Genomic DNA, 16,068 nt, shown 5'->3' on the forward strand with positions numbered 1-16,068 from the left:
TCCTTCCCGATTGCCCACGGAAAGTCGCGGCGGAATTCTAGAGGATTGGCGAAATCGACACAGCGCCGATTTCGCACGATTCTGCTGGCATGGACCACCTGACAGAGGGTGGCGACAAAGAGAGCGTTATTGAACGCTGGGGTCGTCGAAATTGCCGCTAAAGATAGTTCGCCCCCCATCCACGGGAAGGCTAACCCCAGTAATGAACGGACTTTCAATCAGAAACCGCACGGCATGGGCGACGTCGTCTGGTTCGCCTTGACGTTTGACCAGGGTCGCATCAATGGCTGCCTGACGCTTCGCTTCGCTCGAACCTTCTGGCAAAAGTACCTGGCCCGGCAGGACCGCATTCACGCGAATCGACGGATTTTGCTTTGCAAGGTCGATCGCCAGGCTTCGCGTCAAACTGACCAGGGCACCCTTGCTGGCGATATAGGCATTGAAGTCCGTCGCTGGCCGCTCGACCGACCAGTCGATGATATTCACAATCGCTCCGCCGGTCGTTTGATTCGCCATCCGCAGGCCGGCCCACTTGGAGCAGTGCAGGACCGAGAACGTGTTCATGCGGAACATCGCTTCAACATCCTCCACCTTCAGCGATTCGAGCGGCGTCGGATGGAAGATCGACGCCGAGTTCACCAGTACATCAATCCGGCCAAAGCACCAGTGAACCTTTTCCATCATTTCCCGAATGGCTGACTCTTCGGTCAGATCGGCCTGAAATGCCTGGGCTTCGGTCCCCTGCCCTCGCAGCTTTTGAACAAACGCGTTGGCTTCGTCCATCGAGTGATTGGCATGCACGGCAATGCGGTAGCCCGACGCCGCCAGGTGCTCGGCGATCACGCGACCAACTCGCTTTGCACTGCCAGTTACCAAAGCAACAGGAGCGATTTCGCCAAAGGTTCTTCGTCGTGCCTCGCTCATGGAGCAACCACCTTCGCTTCTGGATTGGCGGCATGAAACTTCTGGATGATGTCCCAAGCCTCGGTCGGCGAATCGGCGAACTGCACCAGTTCGAGATGCTCGTCCCGTACGACCGCTTCGTCCGCGAGAAACTGGAAATTGATTGCCTGCTTCCAGTAATCGGTCCCGTACAGAATGATCGGGATCGCCTGCATTCGATCAGTCTGGCGAAGCGTTAACGCGTCGAACAGTTCATCTAACGTGCCGAATCCGCCAGGGAACACGACCAATGCTTTGGCCCGCATCAGGAAGTGCATCTTTCGCATGGCGAAGTAATGGAACAAAAAGCAGAGCCCCGGCGTGATATACGGATTGGGGTGCTGTTCTTCTGGCAAGGTAATGTTCAAACCGATCGTTGGAGCGCCGACATCGTATGCCCCGCGATTGCCTGCCTCCATGATGCCTGGCCCGCCGCCGGTCACCACGACGTAGTCGTAGCGATCGTTGTTGTACGAGTGCTGCGAGACGAGTGTGGCGAACGCCCGAGCTTCTTCGTAATACTTCGATTTCGCCAGTTGCCGTTCGGCGCGATGAATGGCCCGGATCAGTTCGGGTCGGTCTCCTTCGGCGTCGCGTTGTTTCTTGAGGACATCGAGTTTTTCCTGAGCTTGCTCTTCCTCGACGATTTGTGTCCCGCCGAACAAAATAATCGTCGAGTTAATCTTCTTGCGTTCCAGGTACAACTGCGGCTTGGTGTATTCCAATTGCATCCGCAGACCACGCATCGCTTCGCTTTGCAGGAAGTCGGTATCCAACTCTGGCACAACGTAGCTGGGCGAGTTGATGATTTGCTCTAGATTCTCGGCGACATGTTGGGGGTTCATGGTTGCTCCTCGAGGTCAAATGCTTCGCCCATCCTGGGGATGATGGTACGAAATCCAAATCGCTGCCGCATCAGCCCCGACAACACCGAAGCACTCTCCGGTTCGCCATGGGTTAGAAACACTGCCTTCGGTTTGGGAAGCCCCGAAACCCATTGCAACAGCTCGCTTTGTCCCGCATGACCGCTCAGCCCCGAGATCGAAGCCAGGTGAGCATTCACCGGAACGTCTTTCTTATGAATCTTGACGGTGTGTTCGCCATCTTGCATCCGGCGCCCCAGCGTGCCGGCCGCCATAAAGCCGCCAGCTAGGATCGTGTTTTGTCGCCACGGCAATCGTTGGCGTAGGTGAAACAGGATGCGGCCACCCGTCATCATGCCAGATGAAGCGATGATTACCGCCGGACCTTTCACCTGGTTAAGCTTCTTCGATTCCTGGGCACTTCGCACCATGAACACATTCGGAGCGTTCAACACCGAATCAGGTCCATCGAGCCGGCCTTCCGACAAATCGAAGTCGTCTGCAAAGTCGCGGAAGATTTCGGTCGCATCGACCGCCATCGGACTGTCGAGATAAATCGGAATCTCAGGGATCCGGCCGGAGTGCATCAACACCCGCAACAGGTAAATTAACTGCTGAGCGCGACCAACCGCGAACGACGCCATCAGCACAACGCCGCCTCGTTCGATCGCTTCGTTCATCGTGACTTCCAGCATATCGAGCACGTCTCCATCCGGATGGTCTCGATTGCCGTAAGTGCTTTCGCAAATTAGAAAGTCACAGCGAGGCGGTTCGTGCGGGTCATGGTAAAGCGGAGCGTCGTACCGGCCGACATCGCCCGAGAAAAGTAGTCGCAGCGGCGGATCTTGATTACGGATCTCGACTTCAATCATGCTCGAGCCCAACAAGTGGCCGGCATCATGAAAGCGAATCCAGATCGGTCCGGCGGCGTGATGCCATTCGCTGCGAGGCTTCGCCGTTAGCTGCTTGATCGCTTTGCGGGCATCCTTCGGATCGTACAGCGGCAACGCCGGCTTATGCTTCGAAAGCCCTTTGTAGTTGAAGTACTCGGCGTCCCGTTCCTGGTTCTCGGCCGAGTCGAGCAGCAACAGTTCCGTTAGCTTCTTGGTGCCCGGCGTACAAAGAATGGGACCGTGATAGCCATCTTTGACAATCCGTGGCAGGTAGCCAGTATGATCGATGTGAGCGTGGGTCAGAACGATTCTATCGATCGAATCGGCCGTAAATGGCAACCGATCCCAATTGCGTAGGCGAAGTTCTTTCAGCCCTTGAAACAGGCCACAATCGATGAGTACCCTGGCATCGTCTGCCTCGAGCAAGTATTTCGATCCCGTGACCGTTTCCGCCGCCCCATGAAACGTCAAACGCGTCATTCGACTACCTCGTGTGCCTGAGTTGCCTGGCTTCCTGTTATCCTAATCTGAACCAACGGACATCCGTTGACAATGGGCCCTATCCCCTCCGAGAACCCCACGGCATGTTCCGCGACAAAGACTATCTGCTGACCAACGATGGCTTGATCTTTAATGTCCTCGGCGATCAGCACGACGACGGGCATGTGACCGCAGGCCTGAAATATGCCCATGGCGACAAGTGGCTCGACAGCTATGCCGATGCGGTCGCGTTCTTACAGCAATCATTCCCTGAATACGTGGATGGGCGAATACGTGTTCCCCTGAATAAGGTCGAAAAGCACCTGAAACCGCTGGAACGTACGAGACAGTTATTAAACGAGCCGACACCATCGAACCCTCGATTGGCACTCGCAATCGATCTGCTACACATCCTGGCCGATCACTGCGAGGTCCCGTCGTCCGAAGTTGGAATCACCGATTCACTGCTGTGGGGAGACGGCAACGAGAACTCCGACATCGACCTGGTGATCTATGGAAGCGAAGTGGTCACGCGGTTTCTTTCCACTTCCCATGAACTGTTTCAATTCGACGATATCAACCATATCGAACCAGAATTTGTGCAGCGACCGCCGGACATCGACGACGCAACGTTCCAAATGATGCTCGGCCGGAAAGAAAACCAAGGCTTCTATCGCGGCACCCGGTTTAGCATTCGCGGAGTCCTGACCGACCAAGAGGTTTTGTGGTGCCCCGAGCGGACCAAGCCGTTTCAACCAGAAGGTCCGCAGCAATGCGAACTGACCATCAGCGATCGCGAGGACAGTTTGCTCTACCCAGTCGGTTACGAAACCGAAGAAGGCATCTCGCTGGTCAGCTACCACATCGGATACGAAATGGGTTTGAAGCCTGGCGATCGCGTCAGGGTCAGTGGCACCCTGGAAAAAGCCAACAACATGCAGCGGCTTATCGTTGGCTCGACGGGAGGTTCGGCAGAATCGATCACGATCGTTCCAGCAAGTTAGGTTTCCGAAGTGACCTCGTTGTCGGACTCGATCCAGGAACGAAGTTCTCGGTAGTTTGTCTTGCCGGTTCCCAGCACTGGAATTGCATCGATCTGGCGAACTTCGTCCAGACGCATGATTCCCTGGAAGCCGGCCTGCTTGAGGCAATCGTTTGCTTCACGCAGCGTGATCTCTTCGGTGGTGAACAGCACGATGCAGCGGCCACCATCTTGCTCGATCCCTTCGACGGCGACCTTGGGGCCATCTTCGTCGGCCGGAAACTTCTCGGCCAATGGACCTTCCAATGCCGGCAGGCTCACCATTTCGCCGCCAATCTTCAGGAAGCGTTTCATACGACCTCGGAAGGTGATGAAGCCCTCTTCATCCTTCGAGCACAAGTCGCCGGAGTTGTACCAGCGATGCCCTTCGACTTCGAGGAATGGCTGCGGCGAGTCGTGGCGGTAGTAACCATTGAAGACCGAATCACCGCGGATCAGCAGCAGGCCTGTTTCCCCTTGTGGCAGTGGCTCGTGCGACTCGGGATGGACGACGATCGTTTCGACGCAGTTGATCGAAAGCCCGATCGTTCCAGGCTTGTTGTTCCCTGGGCGGTTGCCTGACACGACAGGGCTGCACTCGGTAATGCCGTAGCCTTCCAGCAGATCGAGTTCCGGAAGAATCTCCATGGTTCGCTGGTACAAAGCTGGCGGGCACTTTTCCGCTCCGACCAGGACCAAACGTAACGAGTTCAGTTCGCCTGGCTCACTGCTGCTGACGATGTACTGCAGGAAGGTCGGCGTGGCGAACATCAAGGTCGGTTTGTAAGCCGCGATCACGCGAGCCAGCATTCGCGAGTCGGTCGGGTCGGCATGATGCACGACACGAATCCCGGCCAGCAATGGCATCAGCGAGGTCGCCGTCAGACCAAAGCTATGGAACGGCGGCAAGAAGCCGAGCAGCGTGTCGCCGCGATGGAAGTTCATATGATCGCAGCCAGCCCGCATGTTGGCGATCAAGTTCTTGTGCGACAGCGGCACCGCCTTGGGTAAACTTTCCGAACCGGAGGTGAACAAGATCACCGCCGGATCTTCCGGGTTCGGCTGTGGCAAGCCTCGCAGGAACGACCAGGGAGCAACGTAAGTAGCCATCAGCGACATCAGCTTCTCGAAGGTCGAGATCTGATCGCGGACGTCTTCCAAATAGAACATCTCGACGCCGTCCATCTCGATACCCAAGCGATCCATGAATCGCTTCGAGGTGATCACCCGGCGCACTTCCAACTTCTCAGTCGCATGACGCAGCCCGGCGGGGCCAGTCGTCCAGTTAAGCATCACCGGCAGCTTGCCAGCCAGTTGCGTGGCCAGCAGCACCGAGTCGGCCGCCACCGAAGCCGGCAGCATGATACCGACCGCTTCCCCTTCCAGCTTGGCAATTCGCTTCGAGAGGAGCGTCGCCCCAATCAACAGCTTGCGATAGCTCAAGCAGCCAGAAAGCGTATCGGCGACTGCCGGACGGTTGGCACTCGACAACGCCCGGCGAACGAACGCTTCGGCGATCGTTTCGGCCAGGACCTCGGGATGCTCTTTGCCCTTTTTCCGCGATTGGTTCCATTCCTCTGGCACTTCCAACGGTTTCTCGTCGCTCGGAGCCTTCCCTGCCGCCAGCAAACAGAGCTCGCCCACGGTCGATGGAACCGAGTCACTCCGGAATCCGAAGTGCTGTTCTAGTTCGAGCGCCAGGTCCATCCGCTCCAAACTGTCGAGTCCCAACAGGTCGAGGGTGGTGCCAGGTTCTTTTTCCGAATCATCCAGTTTCCGATCGAGTCGATGCTCGAGGATCTCGTGCACCTCTTGAATGACTTGATCTGGAATCTGGCTAACGTCGACATCGGCATTGCTTTTCACAGCATCGTAGTCGAAGTCGCGGGCCCCGAAGCAGTAGCTGTATGGAACGAACTTGGCGTCTTCACCTCCATCGGCGTTATAGAATGCTTCCAGGTGGCGGTTGAGGGCCGTCTTGCTTTCCAGTGGCAGCGAATCGCGATCGACCGGCACGACTTCGATCGAGACCTTTCGCTTCGGCAGGAAGAAGATCGCTCCGGCCAGAATCCACATCAGCGAGGCCAACGCGTTGCGACCAAGGGTCGGCACGCCCCCCTCTTGAGCACAACCGAATCGGCTACCCCACAAGCCACGCGTCCTCACCAGGACAACATTCACGTTCTCGACGCGTTCTAACAGTTCGTAAGCGATCCGGGATCCACCGACGATTTCGTATCCTTGCCGCTGCAAGCGACCGCTGGGATAGATCAGAAAGTTTTGGCCGCTGTTTAGTTCGCCAGCGACCTGTTCAATCAACTGGGTTGTTTTGACGTGGGCATCGCGGCTGTGCGACTGGAGGTTCGGCACTTCGTACGCGTCGATGACTTTCATCAGCGGATAGAAGAGCGGGCTGCGGTAGGTATCGGTAAAGACCAGCGGCCGGAGCGACTTGCCGCAACGTAGGTGGCTCAATACGATCGGCGGGTCGACGTACGCAGGATGATTTGGCAGAACCAGCAGGGGGCCTTCCAGATCTTCCAATTTATCGAGCCCCTGCACCTCTACCTGGTAGCGGCGATGCAGCAGACATCGAAGACAAAAATACAGAAGGGATTGAATCCACTTTCCCATGGCAACAGCTACCTGTTCTCGTAGAAACTTGAATGGTGTCTACGATTTACGCGATAAAAGAACCTCGAAAGGTCAACACAATGCGAGGGGCGCACTGCATGGCCTCAATTTACGCCGAAATGGGGGGCGATTTAAAGGTCGATCCGGCAACAAACCTCCTTCGATTTCCGATACCGAGGCCGTATGATAGGAATTGGATCTATCCCCGATCCCTCTGCCGGCACTTGATGGAAACGACGAACGAGTATGCCCCTGCCTACAGATCGAATTGAACTAAACGTCATTGACTCCCATACGGGGGGTGAACCCACGCGAACGGTCATCGGTGGGGCTCCTGAACTAGTTTCGACGACATTGGCCGATCAAATCCAGGAACTCAAGACAAACTACGATTGGGTGAGGACCGCGCTAACCCACGAACCACGTGGTTTCGAGGCCATGGTCGGCGCCTTGTTGCTGCGGCCAGCCAATCCCGAAGCGGTCGCTCGGGTCGTCTACTTCAACAACGTGGGCTACCTCGGCATGTGCGGTCACGGCACCATCGGTGTCGCGGCAACTCTCTGTTACCTCGGCAAGATCTCTCCGGGTGAACATCTACTGGAAACAATCGCCGGCAACGTGGTCTTTACCCTGCATGAAGACAACCGTGTCTCATTCGTGAATGTCCCCAGTTATCGTTACCAAACGGCTATTCCGGTCGAGACCGAAAACTTTGGCACCGTGACCGGCGACATTGCCTGGGGAGGCAACTGGTTCTATTTATGTGCCGATCACGGCCTCGAGATTTCGATGGGCAATTTGGATCAGCTTGATCGCTGCTGCCGCGAGATTCGCAATTCGCTCGACCGCAATGGAATCACCGGCGAGAATGGTGGCATCATCGATCACGTCGAGCTCTTCGGACCGCCACGGCGTGACGATGCCCAGTCGATGAACTACGTCGACTGCCCAGGCGGCGAGTACGATCGCTCGCCGTGCGGTACCGGGACCAGTGCCAAGATTGCCTGCCTGGCAGCTGCTGGAAAGCTGGAGCCAGGGCAGACATGGGGGCAAGAGTCGGTCACCGGCAGCTTGTTCGAGGGTTCATACCAGTGGCAAGGCGACAAAGTCCTGCCACGGATTATTGGCGAAGCGTTCGTGACGGCCGAAACGAAAGTGGTAATCGATCCGATCGATCCATTGACGTTTGGTTTCAGCCAACAGAAGTAGACACTTCGCAGCCTCTTTCGCCTTAGGTTCCTTCCTAAGGCACACGCGCATCGGAAGGTTAACGCAATTTGAGTACGTCGACATTGATCGTTGGCGGAGGTGTCGTAGGAACGGCAGTCGCTTACTATCTGGCAAAAGCTGGTCATCAAGTCACCATCGTCGATCAAGGACGGCACGGGGGCGCGTGTTCGCATGCGAATTGCGGCTACGTCTCGCCAAGCCATATTCCGCCGATCCCACAGCCTGGTTTGATCGGCCCCACGATGCGGTCGATGCTGAGCAGCAGTTCTCCGTTTTATATCCGCCCTCGATTATCGCCAGCGTTGTTCAGCTTTCTGACGCGATTCTGGTGGAACTGCAACGCCAAGCAAATGCAGCATGCCGCCGCCGGCAAGCACGCGCTGCTGCATAGTTCGCGTCAGCTTTATCAGGAGCTGATCGAAGGAGAAGGGCTCGACTGCAACTGGGAGAAACGGGGCCTGCTGTTTGTGTTCTACGAAGAGAAGCACTTCGACGAATTTCAAAAGCTGAACGATTGGCTCGCTCGCGACTTCCAAACTCCGGCGACGCCATATGCCAATGGCGAACTTCAAAAGCTTGAGCCGGCCCTGAAGGACGAAGTGTATGGCGCCTGGCATTACCCCGAGGATGCCCACCTGCGACCAGACCGGCTGCTCAGTTCGTGGCGTAGCATTCTCGAACGCATGGGGGTGAAGATCCTCGAGCAGCACAAAGTCACGCGGTTTATCGGCGAGGGGAATCGCCTGCGAGCGGTTCAATGTGGCGACCAGGAAATCGCAGCCGATCGGTTTGTTGTCGCGACTGGCTCGTGGAGTCCGTTCTTCAATCGAGAACTTGGTTGCACGCTGCGGATCCAGCCTGGCAAAGGATACTCGATCACGATGGCTCGCCCGACCATCTGCCCGAAGATTCCGATGCTGCTGGAAGAACGGCATGTCGGCGTCACGCCGTTTGAAGATGGCTACCGCTTGGGATCGACCATGGAGTTCGGCGGGTACGATTCCAGCGTTAATAAGAAGCGACTCGCCCTGCTGAAAAGTGGAGCGTCGCAATATCTCAAAGAGCCATTTACCGACGAAACGTACGAGGAATGGTACGGCTGGCGCCCGATGACGCCGGACGACATGCCATATATCGACTTCGCTCCCAAGTTTGGCAATGTGCTGATCACCGCGGGGCACAACATGCTGGGGCTATCGATGGGGGCCGGAACCGGCAAGCTGGCCTGGCAAATGCTCGACAAACTGACTCCCCACGTCGATCCATCGCCCTATCGGCTGCGTTAGTTTGACGCGGCCTTGCGATTGAACCACAATAAATCGTCCCCTTCGATTTCCCACCTCAACCACTCCTCGTAGAAGAAGGGAATCAGCATGCGCTGTCTCGCTTTTTTGTTGTGTGCTTGCCTGCTCGCTGGGTTAACTTCGCCTGCTTCCGCTGCCGAGCGTTCGCCGAACTTCGTGTTCATTCTGGTCGATGACCTGGGTTGGACCGACCTGGGCTGCTTCGGCAGTTCGTTCTACGAAACCCCCAACGTCGACAAGCTGGCCAATAGCGGTGTTCGGTTTACCAACGCGTATGCTGCGTGCCAGGTCTGTAGCCCGACCCGAGCCAGCATTATGACCGGTCGTTACCCCACACGGACCGGCATTACCGACTACATCGGCGCCGCCCAGCCAGACAAATGGAACCGCAAGACACCGCTGCTGCCAGCTCCGTACGAAACGAAACTCGCCCTCGACGAAGTCACCATCGCCGAAGCCTTAAAGCAGAAAGGTTACGCGACCTTCTTTGCCGGCAAGTGGCACCTCGGCTCGGAAGAGTATTTTCCAGAGCACCAAGGCTTTGACGTCAACCAAGGCGGCATCGACCGAGGTGGCCCTTACGGCGGCAAAAAGTATTTCTCGCCCTATGGCAATCCACGCTTGAAAGATGGCCCCGATGGCGAGCATCTGCCTGATCGCCTGGCGACCGAAACGGTTAAGTTCATGGAGGCTCATAAGGACGAGCCATTCCTGGCATACCTTTCTTTCTATTCCGTACATACTCCGCTTATGTCGCGTGAAGACCTGAAGCAGAAGTACGAAGAGAAGAAGAAAACGCTGAAGCATGGCGAGATCTGGGGCCAAGAGGGAGCCCGCAAGGTTCGCCTCGTGCAAGAGCACGCCATTTACGCGGGCATGGTCGAAGCGATGGATCAGGCCGTCGGCAAGGTGCTCGATGGCATCGACTCCCTTGGTCTCGCCGACAACACCATCGTGATGTTCATGTCGGACAATGGTGGGCTTTCGACGTCAGAAGGCCACCCGACCAGCAATCTTCCACTGCGAGGCGGCAAAGGCTGGATCTACGAAGGTGGCATCCGCGAACCGATGATCGTTCGTTGGCCTAGCGTGACGAAAGCCGACACCGTTTCCGAGCAGTATGTCAGCAGTGTCGACTTCTTCCCAACGATTCTAGAGATGGCCGGCGTCGAACTGCCGCAGCAAGTGACGCTCGACGGAATGAGCTTTGCCCCGGTTTTGAAAGGACAAACGATCGATCGCGGAGCGATCTATTGGCACTACCCGCATTACGGTAACCAGGGAGGTTCTCCGACGGCTGCCGTACGGGAAGGTGACTGGAAGCTGATCGAGTTCTACGAGGACGGCCGCCTCGAGCTTTACAATCTGGCGAACGATCCTGGCGAGAGCAACAATCTCGCCGAGAAGAAGCCAGAACTCGCATCCAAGATGCACGCCCAACTGAAAGCATGGCGTCAGGAAACCGGGGCCAAGATGCCGACCCCGCGTGCCGCCAACTAGTCGTTCGCTTTCTTCAACTCCGACTGCCACTGGATCAGCTTTTGAAACGCGTCCAGTGGCGTCATCGTGCTGAGATCGGCGGTCCGAATTTCTTCGACCACCGGCGGTTCGCTCGGGCCAAAGAAAGTGAGCTGCAAGTCTGCTTTCGGATGGCGTTCCCGCTTCGGTCGAATTTTCGATTGGCCATCCAGGTCGAGATGCTCTTGCTCGAGCTGGGCCAGAATCTGCTTGGCCCGCTCGTTGACGTCGTTGGGAATACCGGCCAGGCGAGCCACATAAATCCCATAGCTCTTGTCGGCGGCACCACTGACGATCTTGTGCAGGAAGATGATCTTGTCGTCCCACTCTTTCACGGCGACGTTCAAGTTCATCACGTGGTCGAGCGACTGCGATAAATCGGCCAGTTCGTGATAGTGGGTCGCGAACAACGTGCGGCAGCCGATGCGGTCGTGAATATATTCCACGATCGACCATGCCAGCGAGACGCCGTCGTAGGTGCTCGTCCCACGCCCGATCTCGTCCAGAATCACCAGGCTGCGGTCGGTCGCCGTGTTCAAGATACGTGCCGTCTCGGTCATCTCAACCATGAAGGTACTTTGCCCACGCGACAATTCGTCGCTCGCTCCGACGCGGGCAAACACCCGATCGACCACGCCGATCCGAGCCTCCTTCGCCGGCACAAAGCTACCGAGCTGAGCCATGATCGCGATTAAACCGACCTGGCGGATGTAGGTACTTTTACCGGCCATGTTTGGACCGGTGATGATCGCCACGAAGTCGTCGATCTCGCCGCCCAGCATGGTGTCGTTCGGGATGAACGTACCTGCTTCCTCGGTCACGTCGAGCACCGGATGCCGGCCGTCGACAATCGCCAGTTCTTTGCCGTCGTCCATCTTCGGGCGGCAATAGTTTCGGTCGCGAGCGAGGTTCCCCAGCGAGACCAGCGCGTCAAGCTGCGCCAAAGCAATTGCCGTCAACCGGAGCCGATCGGCGGCGGCTTGCACCAGGTCGCGTAGTTCGGCAAACAAATCGTACTCGAGGGTCTTCGCTTTCTCGTCGGCGCTAAGAACCTTTTCTTCGTACTCTTTCAGCTCCGGCGTGATGTATCGCTCGGCGTTCTTCAGCGTCTGCTTCCGGTGGAAGTAGGTCGGAACTTTATCTTTGTGCGTGTTCGTGATTTCGATGTAATAGCCAAACACCTTGTTGAAGCCAACTTTCATGTTGGCGATGCCCGACTTCTTACTCTCTTCGGCCTGATAGTTGGCGATCCACTGCTTGCCGCCCGCCGCCAGACCTCGCAGTTCGTCGAGCCGTTCGTTGTAGCCATCCTGGATGTAGCCACCGTCGGCGGTGGTCAGGGGGCAATCTTCGACCAGGGCCGCAGTCAGCTTGTTGTGAACTTCAGGGCAAAGATCGATCTGAGCTTCAATCTCACCCAGCAGCTTGCTCTTGCGGGAAGTCACCTTCGCTTTGATCCGCGGCAGCTTGCCAAGTGTGCGTCCGACAAAGCTCAAGTCGCGAGGACTGGCCCGACCGGTTGTCACACGGGTCAGCAATCGCTGAAGGTCGTAAACGCCAGCCAACGCTTCGCCGAGTGCTTCGGAAAGGGGGAGGTCGTTTTTTAGCTCTTCGACTGAATCGTGCCGTTCGCAAATCTGCTGAACGTCGGCGAGTGGGCTGGCGAGCCAATCTGCCATCAAGCGGCTGCCCATCGGAGTCCGGCAGCGGTCGAGCACCGAAATGAGCGTTCCTTCGCGACGTTGATCGCGAATGGTCCGCGTCAGTTCGAGCGAACGTCGCGTCGACTCGTCGATTTCAACCGCGTTCGCATTGCGGTAGGCCACCAGCGATTGCAGGTGTTCGAGCGAACCTCGCTGCGTCTCTTGCAGATAATCGAGAATTGCCCCTGCGGCTCGAATCGCCGGTCGGTCGGTATCGTCGAAGCCGAAGCCATCGAGGCTTTTCACCTCGAAATGCTTGGTTAGCTTTTCTTCGGCCGACTTGCCTCCGAACGCCCACGCAGGGCGGCGAGTTTGCAGGAACTGACCGTTGAGATGCTTCGGCAGTTCGTCCGTACCTTCCGAAAGCAGACATTCCGAAGGAGCGATCCGCGCGAGCTCGTCGGCGAGTCGCCCAGCCGCGAAAACGCCTGCCATGAATCGCCCGGTCGAAAGTTCGATCCAGCTGATGCCGGCTTCGTTACCTTCGCAGACGACAGCGGCGAGGTAGTTACTTTCTTTCGGGCTCAGCAGCGAGTCGTCGGTCAGCGTCCCTGGCGAAAGGATGCGCGTGATCTCGCGTTTGACGATCCCCTTGGCCTGCTTCGGGTCTTCAACCTGATCGCAGATACCAACGCGGTAACCTTGCTGGATCAGCTTGGCGAGATACGAGTCCAACTGATGGTGAGGAAAGCCAGCCATTGGCGTGGCGTTTTCGCCTTTGTCGCGGCTGGTGAGGGTCATCCCCAGCACGCGGGAAGCGGTGATCGCGTCGTCGTTGAACAACTCGTAGAAGTCACCCATGCGAAACAGCAGGATCGCGTCGCCACAAGCATTTTTTGCTTCGTGGTACTGCTGCATCATTGGGGTCATCGCCATGGTTCCACCCTATCGTTTGCGGCTCAAATCGTCTCGGCCGTGGAAAGATCAATGCATCTACAGGAAGGGGGCCTTGGCAGGAACAACCTTCCACAAAATTAACATAACAGGCTTCCGCCATGCGCTGCAGGTGGGCAGTGCGACGAGATCGATCGTCGGTTTGTGAAGAATTGATAATCCTTCACCAATTTCACTCGTTTCCCTCGAACAGGAACCACGAACCACTCGTTTGGCTAATGGTGCCATCGATATTCACACGCTGCCGGGCGGCGACGTTTCAGCAGGGAAAAGCCCCACGGATTGGCGAGATTCCACCGAGAGGGAGCCGGAGAGGCGAGCAATGCCGGACGACCTGATTCGCTTCAAATGCAAGAAGTGCAAAAACACAATCAAAGCCAAGCCGAAATACGCCGGCAAGAAAATCGCTTGCCCTGGCTGCGAGGCGCCGATCCGCGTTCCTTCCCCCGAAAATGCGACCGAACAGGCCTCGGAAAAGAAGCCCAAGAAGGAACCGGGCAACTCGACGGTGATCTTACGAAACGCCCCTTCCGCAACCGAAAGCCAAAAGCGGGAAGCGACGAAGCTAGGGATTCAGTTCAACGATTCGATCACGGCTCGCGAACTTTCCGAGCTGATCGAGTGGGAAAAGAAGAACCGGGCCAAACGCATCAAACAGGCTCAGAACAAGCTCGAAGCGATGCTCGCCGAGCTGACGCCGATGGAATTCATGGAAGAGATGCTCTTGCGACGAAAGACGGGCGTGCTGATCTTGATCGATTCGGACGAGTTTGCAGGCGATGTCGACAACCTGCCCCAGTGCTCGGCCAAGATTCTTGCGACCGACGATCTGCCCCCCGGCAGCTTACCGGCGCTATTGCAGCATGCCCTGGCTCAATTGCATGCGGGCGAAGAAGTACCGCATAGGCGGCGGCAATACAATCTGGAAGACGACGACTAGCCGCAGAGCGCAAGAGTGCTCTGCGGCCTCGTGTGAATTCTGAAACTAGAAGTTGGTTAGTCTTTGGAGACCATCCGGTTGTAGAGCTCGGCCATCAGTTCGCTGACTTTGACCGCCATCTCGTACGCTTCCGCATCCAACAAAATGGCCGGGTGGCTGGAGATATGTTCACTCCAGGTCGCCTCGGACATGTAGATCCGGTCGACAGCTTCGTGATTCCCGAAACTTTCGGGACCGTACTGCTCGGTCAACTCTTCCAGCGAGACAGAGTTATCTTCGCAGGCGGCACTCAACAATTCTTCGCGTTCGTCCATGTTCGAATATCCTTACTCACACAAACAGCGCATAGAAAGACCCGTAACTCACTAAGAACTACGGGTTTAGAAAAGTGGGCGATGAGGGGCTCGAACCCCCGACATCTTGCTTGTAAGGCAAGCGCTCTAGCCAACTGAGCTAATCGCCCGGGAATCTCACAATTTAACAATCGGTCATTCGATGCGTCAACATGGCCCCGAAGTTGTTGGATTAAAGCGATTTGCAGGGCCAATTGGGGTAATTCCCGATATTGGGGAGATGGGGGTCGAACGTTCTCGGTCGCTGCCGAATGTGGTGAAACTGGCCGGATGCCACGGCCATCTCTTTGCGTTTGAGCCGACTATATAGAGTAATTAGCCTTCCCAAGCGACCTCGCCGTATGGATTCTCGCCTTGATATTGCTGCGGATCATCACCCTTTCGATTCACCTGCTGCTGATGAATCTGGCTTCGGTCGGACCTCTTCTGGCGGTCTGGCTCGACGTAAGAGCGACCCGTCGCCACAGTCCTGAGATTTCAAAAATTGGCCAGAAAATCGGCTGGTGGTCGGTGGCCGCCCTGATCGTGGGGATCGTTGTCGGCCTGATTCAGGGCCTTTTGATCTGGCTGGAAGGAAATCCGCAGTACTTCGAGGCCCTCGATGGCTTGTGGGCCTCGAAGGTGACCTTCGGATTCTGGGAGATCGGATTTTCGCTGATCTGCACCGGCGGGTATCTTGCCTGGTGGAAATATGGATCGCGCGCCGCACTTTGGCAGCGGTTGCTGTCCCGGTTTCTGGCGATCTTGTCGGCGACGAACCTGCTGTATCACTTTCCGACGCTATTTACGATTATGGGCCTGATTGCCCGGGGCGAGGTCTCGGTCGACGCTCCGGTCGATTCCAGCGAGTTCCGCACGCTGCTGATTCAAGGCGAAGTGATCTGGTTCACGCTTCACTTCTGGTTCGCCTCGTTCGCCGTCAGCGGCATCGTTGCGGGCATGCTCTCCTTGGCCAAATTGCCGGAAGATCAACGCGAAGCGACCGCCGGCGCCGCGTTCACAATCGCTTTGATTGCTACGCTACTCCAAATTCCTGTCGGATTTGTACTAACTACCACCTTGAATTCCACTCAGCAATCGCGTTTGATGGGCGAAGACCCCGTGTGTACCGCCATGTTCGCCGCGAGCTTGTTTCTGGCTCTCTGGCTGATGCATCTGCTGGCGAGCCTCGCCTTTTTCGACCGCAGCTGGCGGAAGGTGTACATGGCGTCGGCCACCCTGGGCGGAACGGTTCTGTTGATGACAGCCACCATGCTGCTTAGCCGCAGTTAAAGTCGGCTTCTGAATCGTTTC

The 16,068-nt window shown here is 56.8% G+C and carries 12 protein-coding genes and 1 tRNA gene; 6 read left to right on the plus strand and 7 right to left on the minus strand.

Features of this window, described 5'->3' with window-relative positions; translation table 11 throughout:
• Window positions 1–126: 126 nt before the first annotated feature.
• Genes ABD890_RS20535 through ABD890_RS20545 form a run of 3 tightly spaced genes read right to left on the minus strand, consistent with a single transcriptional unit; the run spans window position 127 to window position 3,178 of the window.
• Window positions 127–924: an SDR family oxidoreductase gene (locus ABD890_RS20535; protein ID WP_345094088.1), complete on the minus strand. Its 798-nt coding sequence runs from the start codon at window positions 922–924 to the stop codon at window positions 127–129.
• Window positions 921–1,787: an LOG family protein gene (locus ABD890_RS20540; RefSeq protein WP_345094090.1), complete on the minus strand. Its 867-nt coding sequence runs from the start codon at window positions 1,785–1,787 to the stop codon at window positions 921–923. Before ABD890_RS20540 ends, ABD890_RS20535 begins: the two co-directional genes overlap by 4 nt.
• Entirely contained in the window at window positions 1,784–3,178 is a 1,395-nt protein-coding gene (locus ABD890_RS20545) for an MBL fold metallo-hydrolase RNA specificity domain-containing protein (RefSeq protein WP_345094092.1), read from the minus strand. Before ABD890_RS20545 ends, ABD890_RS20540 begins: the two co-directional genes overlap by 4 nt.
• Before the next feature lie 104 nt (window positions 3,179–3,282).
• On the opposite strand from ABD890_RS20545, the gene ABD890_RS20550 reads away from it, so the two are divergent.
• Entirely contained in the window at window positions 3,283–4,182 is a 900-nt protein-coding gene (locus ABD890_RS20550) for a hypothetical protein (RefSeq protein WP_345094094.1), read from the plus strand.
• Here the strand turns inward: ABD890_RS20550 and ABD890_RS20555 are convergent.
• Window positions 4,179–6,833: an AMP-binding protein gene (locus ABD890_RS20555; protein WP_345094096.1), complete on the minus strand. Its 2,655-nt coding sequence runs from the start codon at window positions 6,831–6,833 to the stop codon at window positions 4,179–4,181. The two genes, ABD890_RS20550 and ABD890_RS20555, sit on opposite strands and share 4 nt — an antisense overlap.
• A gap of 246 nt (window positions 6,834–7,079) precedes the next feature.
• Here ABD890_RS20555 and ABD890_RS20560 point away from each other — a divergent pair, with 246 nt between their 5' ends.
• From ABD890_RS20560 to ABD890_RS20570, 3 genes are all read left to right on the plus strand, one after another.
• Window positions 7,080–8,042 carry a proline racemase family protein gene (locus tag ABD890_RS20560; protein ID WP_345094098.1) on the plus strand — a complete coding sequence of 321 codons (963 nt, stop codon included), beginning with the start codon at window positions 7,080–7,082 and terminating at the stop codon, window positions 8,040–8,042.
• Between the two features lie 68 nt (window positions 8,043–8,110).
• Window positions 8,111–9,349 carry an NAD(P)/FAD-dependent oxidoreductase gene (locus ABD890_RS20565; RefSeq protein WP_345094100.1) on the plus strand — a complete coding sequence of 413 codons (1,239 nt, stop codon included), beginning with the start codon at window positions 8,111–8,113 and terminating at the stop codon, window positions 9,347–9,349.
• 87 nt (window positions 9,350–9,436) lie between these two features.
• Window positions 9,437–10,867, plus strand: coding sequence for a sulfatase (locus ABD890_RS20570; protein ID WP_345094102.1), 1,431 nt, complete (start codon window positions 9,437–9,439; stop codon window positions 10,865–10,867).
• Here the strand turns inward: ABD890_RS20570 and mutS are convergent.
• Window positions 10,864–13,458 (minus strand): DNA mismatch repair protein MutS, encoded by a 2,595-nt coding sequence (gene mutS, locus ABD890_RS20575; protein ID WP_345095052.1) that lies wholly within the window; start codon window positions 13,456–13,458, stop codon window positions 10,864–10,866. The two genes, ABD890_RS20570 and mutS, sit on opposite strands and share 4 nt — an antisense overlap.
• 346 nt (window positions 13,459–13,804) lie before the next feature.
• On the opposite strand from mutS, the gene ABD890_RS20580 reads away from it, so the two are divergent.
• Entirely contained in the window at window positions 13,805–14,422 is a 618-nt protein-coding gene (locus ABD890_RS20580) for a hypothetical protein (protein ID WP_345094104.1), read from the plus strand.
• A gap of 56 nt (window positions 14,423–14,478) precedes the next feature.
• Here the strand turns inward: ABD890_RS20580 and ABD890_RS20585 are convergent, their stop codons facing one another.
• Window positions 14,479–14,736 carry a hypothetical protein gene (locus ABD890_RS20585; protein WP_345094106.1) on the minus strand — a complete coding sequence of 86 codons (258 nt, stop codon included), beginning with the start codon at window positions 14,734–14,736 and terminating at the stop codon, window positions 14,479–14,481.
• 75 nt (window positions 14,737–14,811) lie between these two features.
• Window positions 14,812–14,885: transfer RNA gene (locus ABD890_RS20590), tRNA-Val, on the minus strand.
• 244 nt (window positions 14,886–15,129) lie between these two features.
• Here ABD890_RS20590 and ABD890_RS20595 point away from each other — a divergent pair.
• On the plus strand, window positions 15,130–16,047 hold the full coding sequence (locus ABD890_RS20595; protein ID WP_345094108.1) for a hypothetical protein: 918 nt from the start codon (window positions 15,130–15,132) through the stop codon (window positions 16,045–16,047).
• The last annotated feature ends 21 nt before the right edge of the window (window positions 16,048–16,068 follow it).

Source organism: Bremerella cremea (assembly GCF_039541315.1).
Classification (GTDB): Bacteria; Planctomycetota; Planctomycetia; order Pirellulales; family Pirellulaceae; genus Bremerella; species Bremerella cremea.

Coding starts and splice junctions, on each gene's coding strand:
- ABD890_RS20535 (WP_345094088.1), bottom strand. CDS start 924: ATGAGCGAGGCACGACGAAGAACCTTTGGCGAAATCGCTCCTGTTGCT.
- ABD890_RS20545 (WP_345094092.1), bottom strand. CDS start 3,178: ATGACGCGTTTGACGTTTCATGGGGCGGCGGAAACGGTCACGGGATCG.
- ABD890_RS20585 (WP_345094106.1), bottom strand. CDS start 14,736: ATGGACGAACGCGAAGAATTGTTGAGTGCCGCCTGCGAAGATAACTCT.
- ABD890_RS20555 (WP_345094096.1), bottom strand. CDS start 6,833: ATGGGAAAGTGGATTCAATCCCTTCTGTATTTTTGTCTTCGATGTCTG.
- mutS (WP_345095052.1), bottom strand. CDS start 13,458: ATGACCCCAATGATGCAGCAGTACCACGAAGCAAAAAATGCTTGTGGC.
- ABD890_RS20540 (WP_345094090.1), bottom strand. CDS start 1,787: ATGAACCCCCAACATGTCGCCGAGAATCTAGAGCAAATCATCAACTCG.
- ABD890_RS20580 (WP_345094104.1), top strand. CDS start 13,805: ATGCCGGACGACCTGATTCGCTTCAAATGCAAGAAGTGCAAAAACACA.
- ABD890_RS20550 (WP_345094094.1), top strand. CDS start 3,283: ATGTTCCGCGACAAAGACTATCTGCTGACCAACGATGGCTTGATCTTT.
- ABD890_RS20570 (WP_345094102.1), top strand. CDS start 9,437: ATGCGCTGTCTCGCTTTTTTGTTGTGTGCTTGCCTGCTCGCTGGGTTA.
- ABD890_RS20560 (WP_345094098.1), top strand. CDS start 7,080: ATGCCCCTGCCTACAGATCGAATTGAACTAAACGTCATTGACTCCCAT.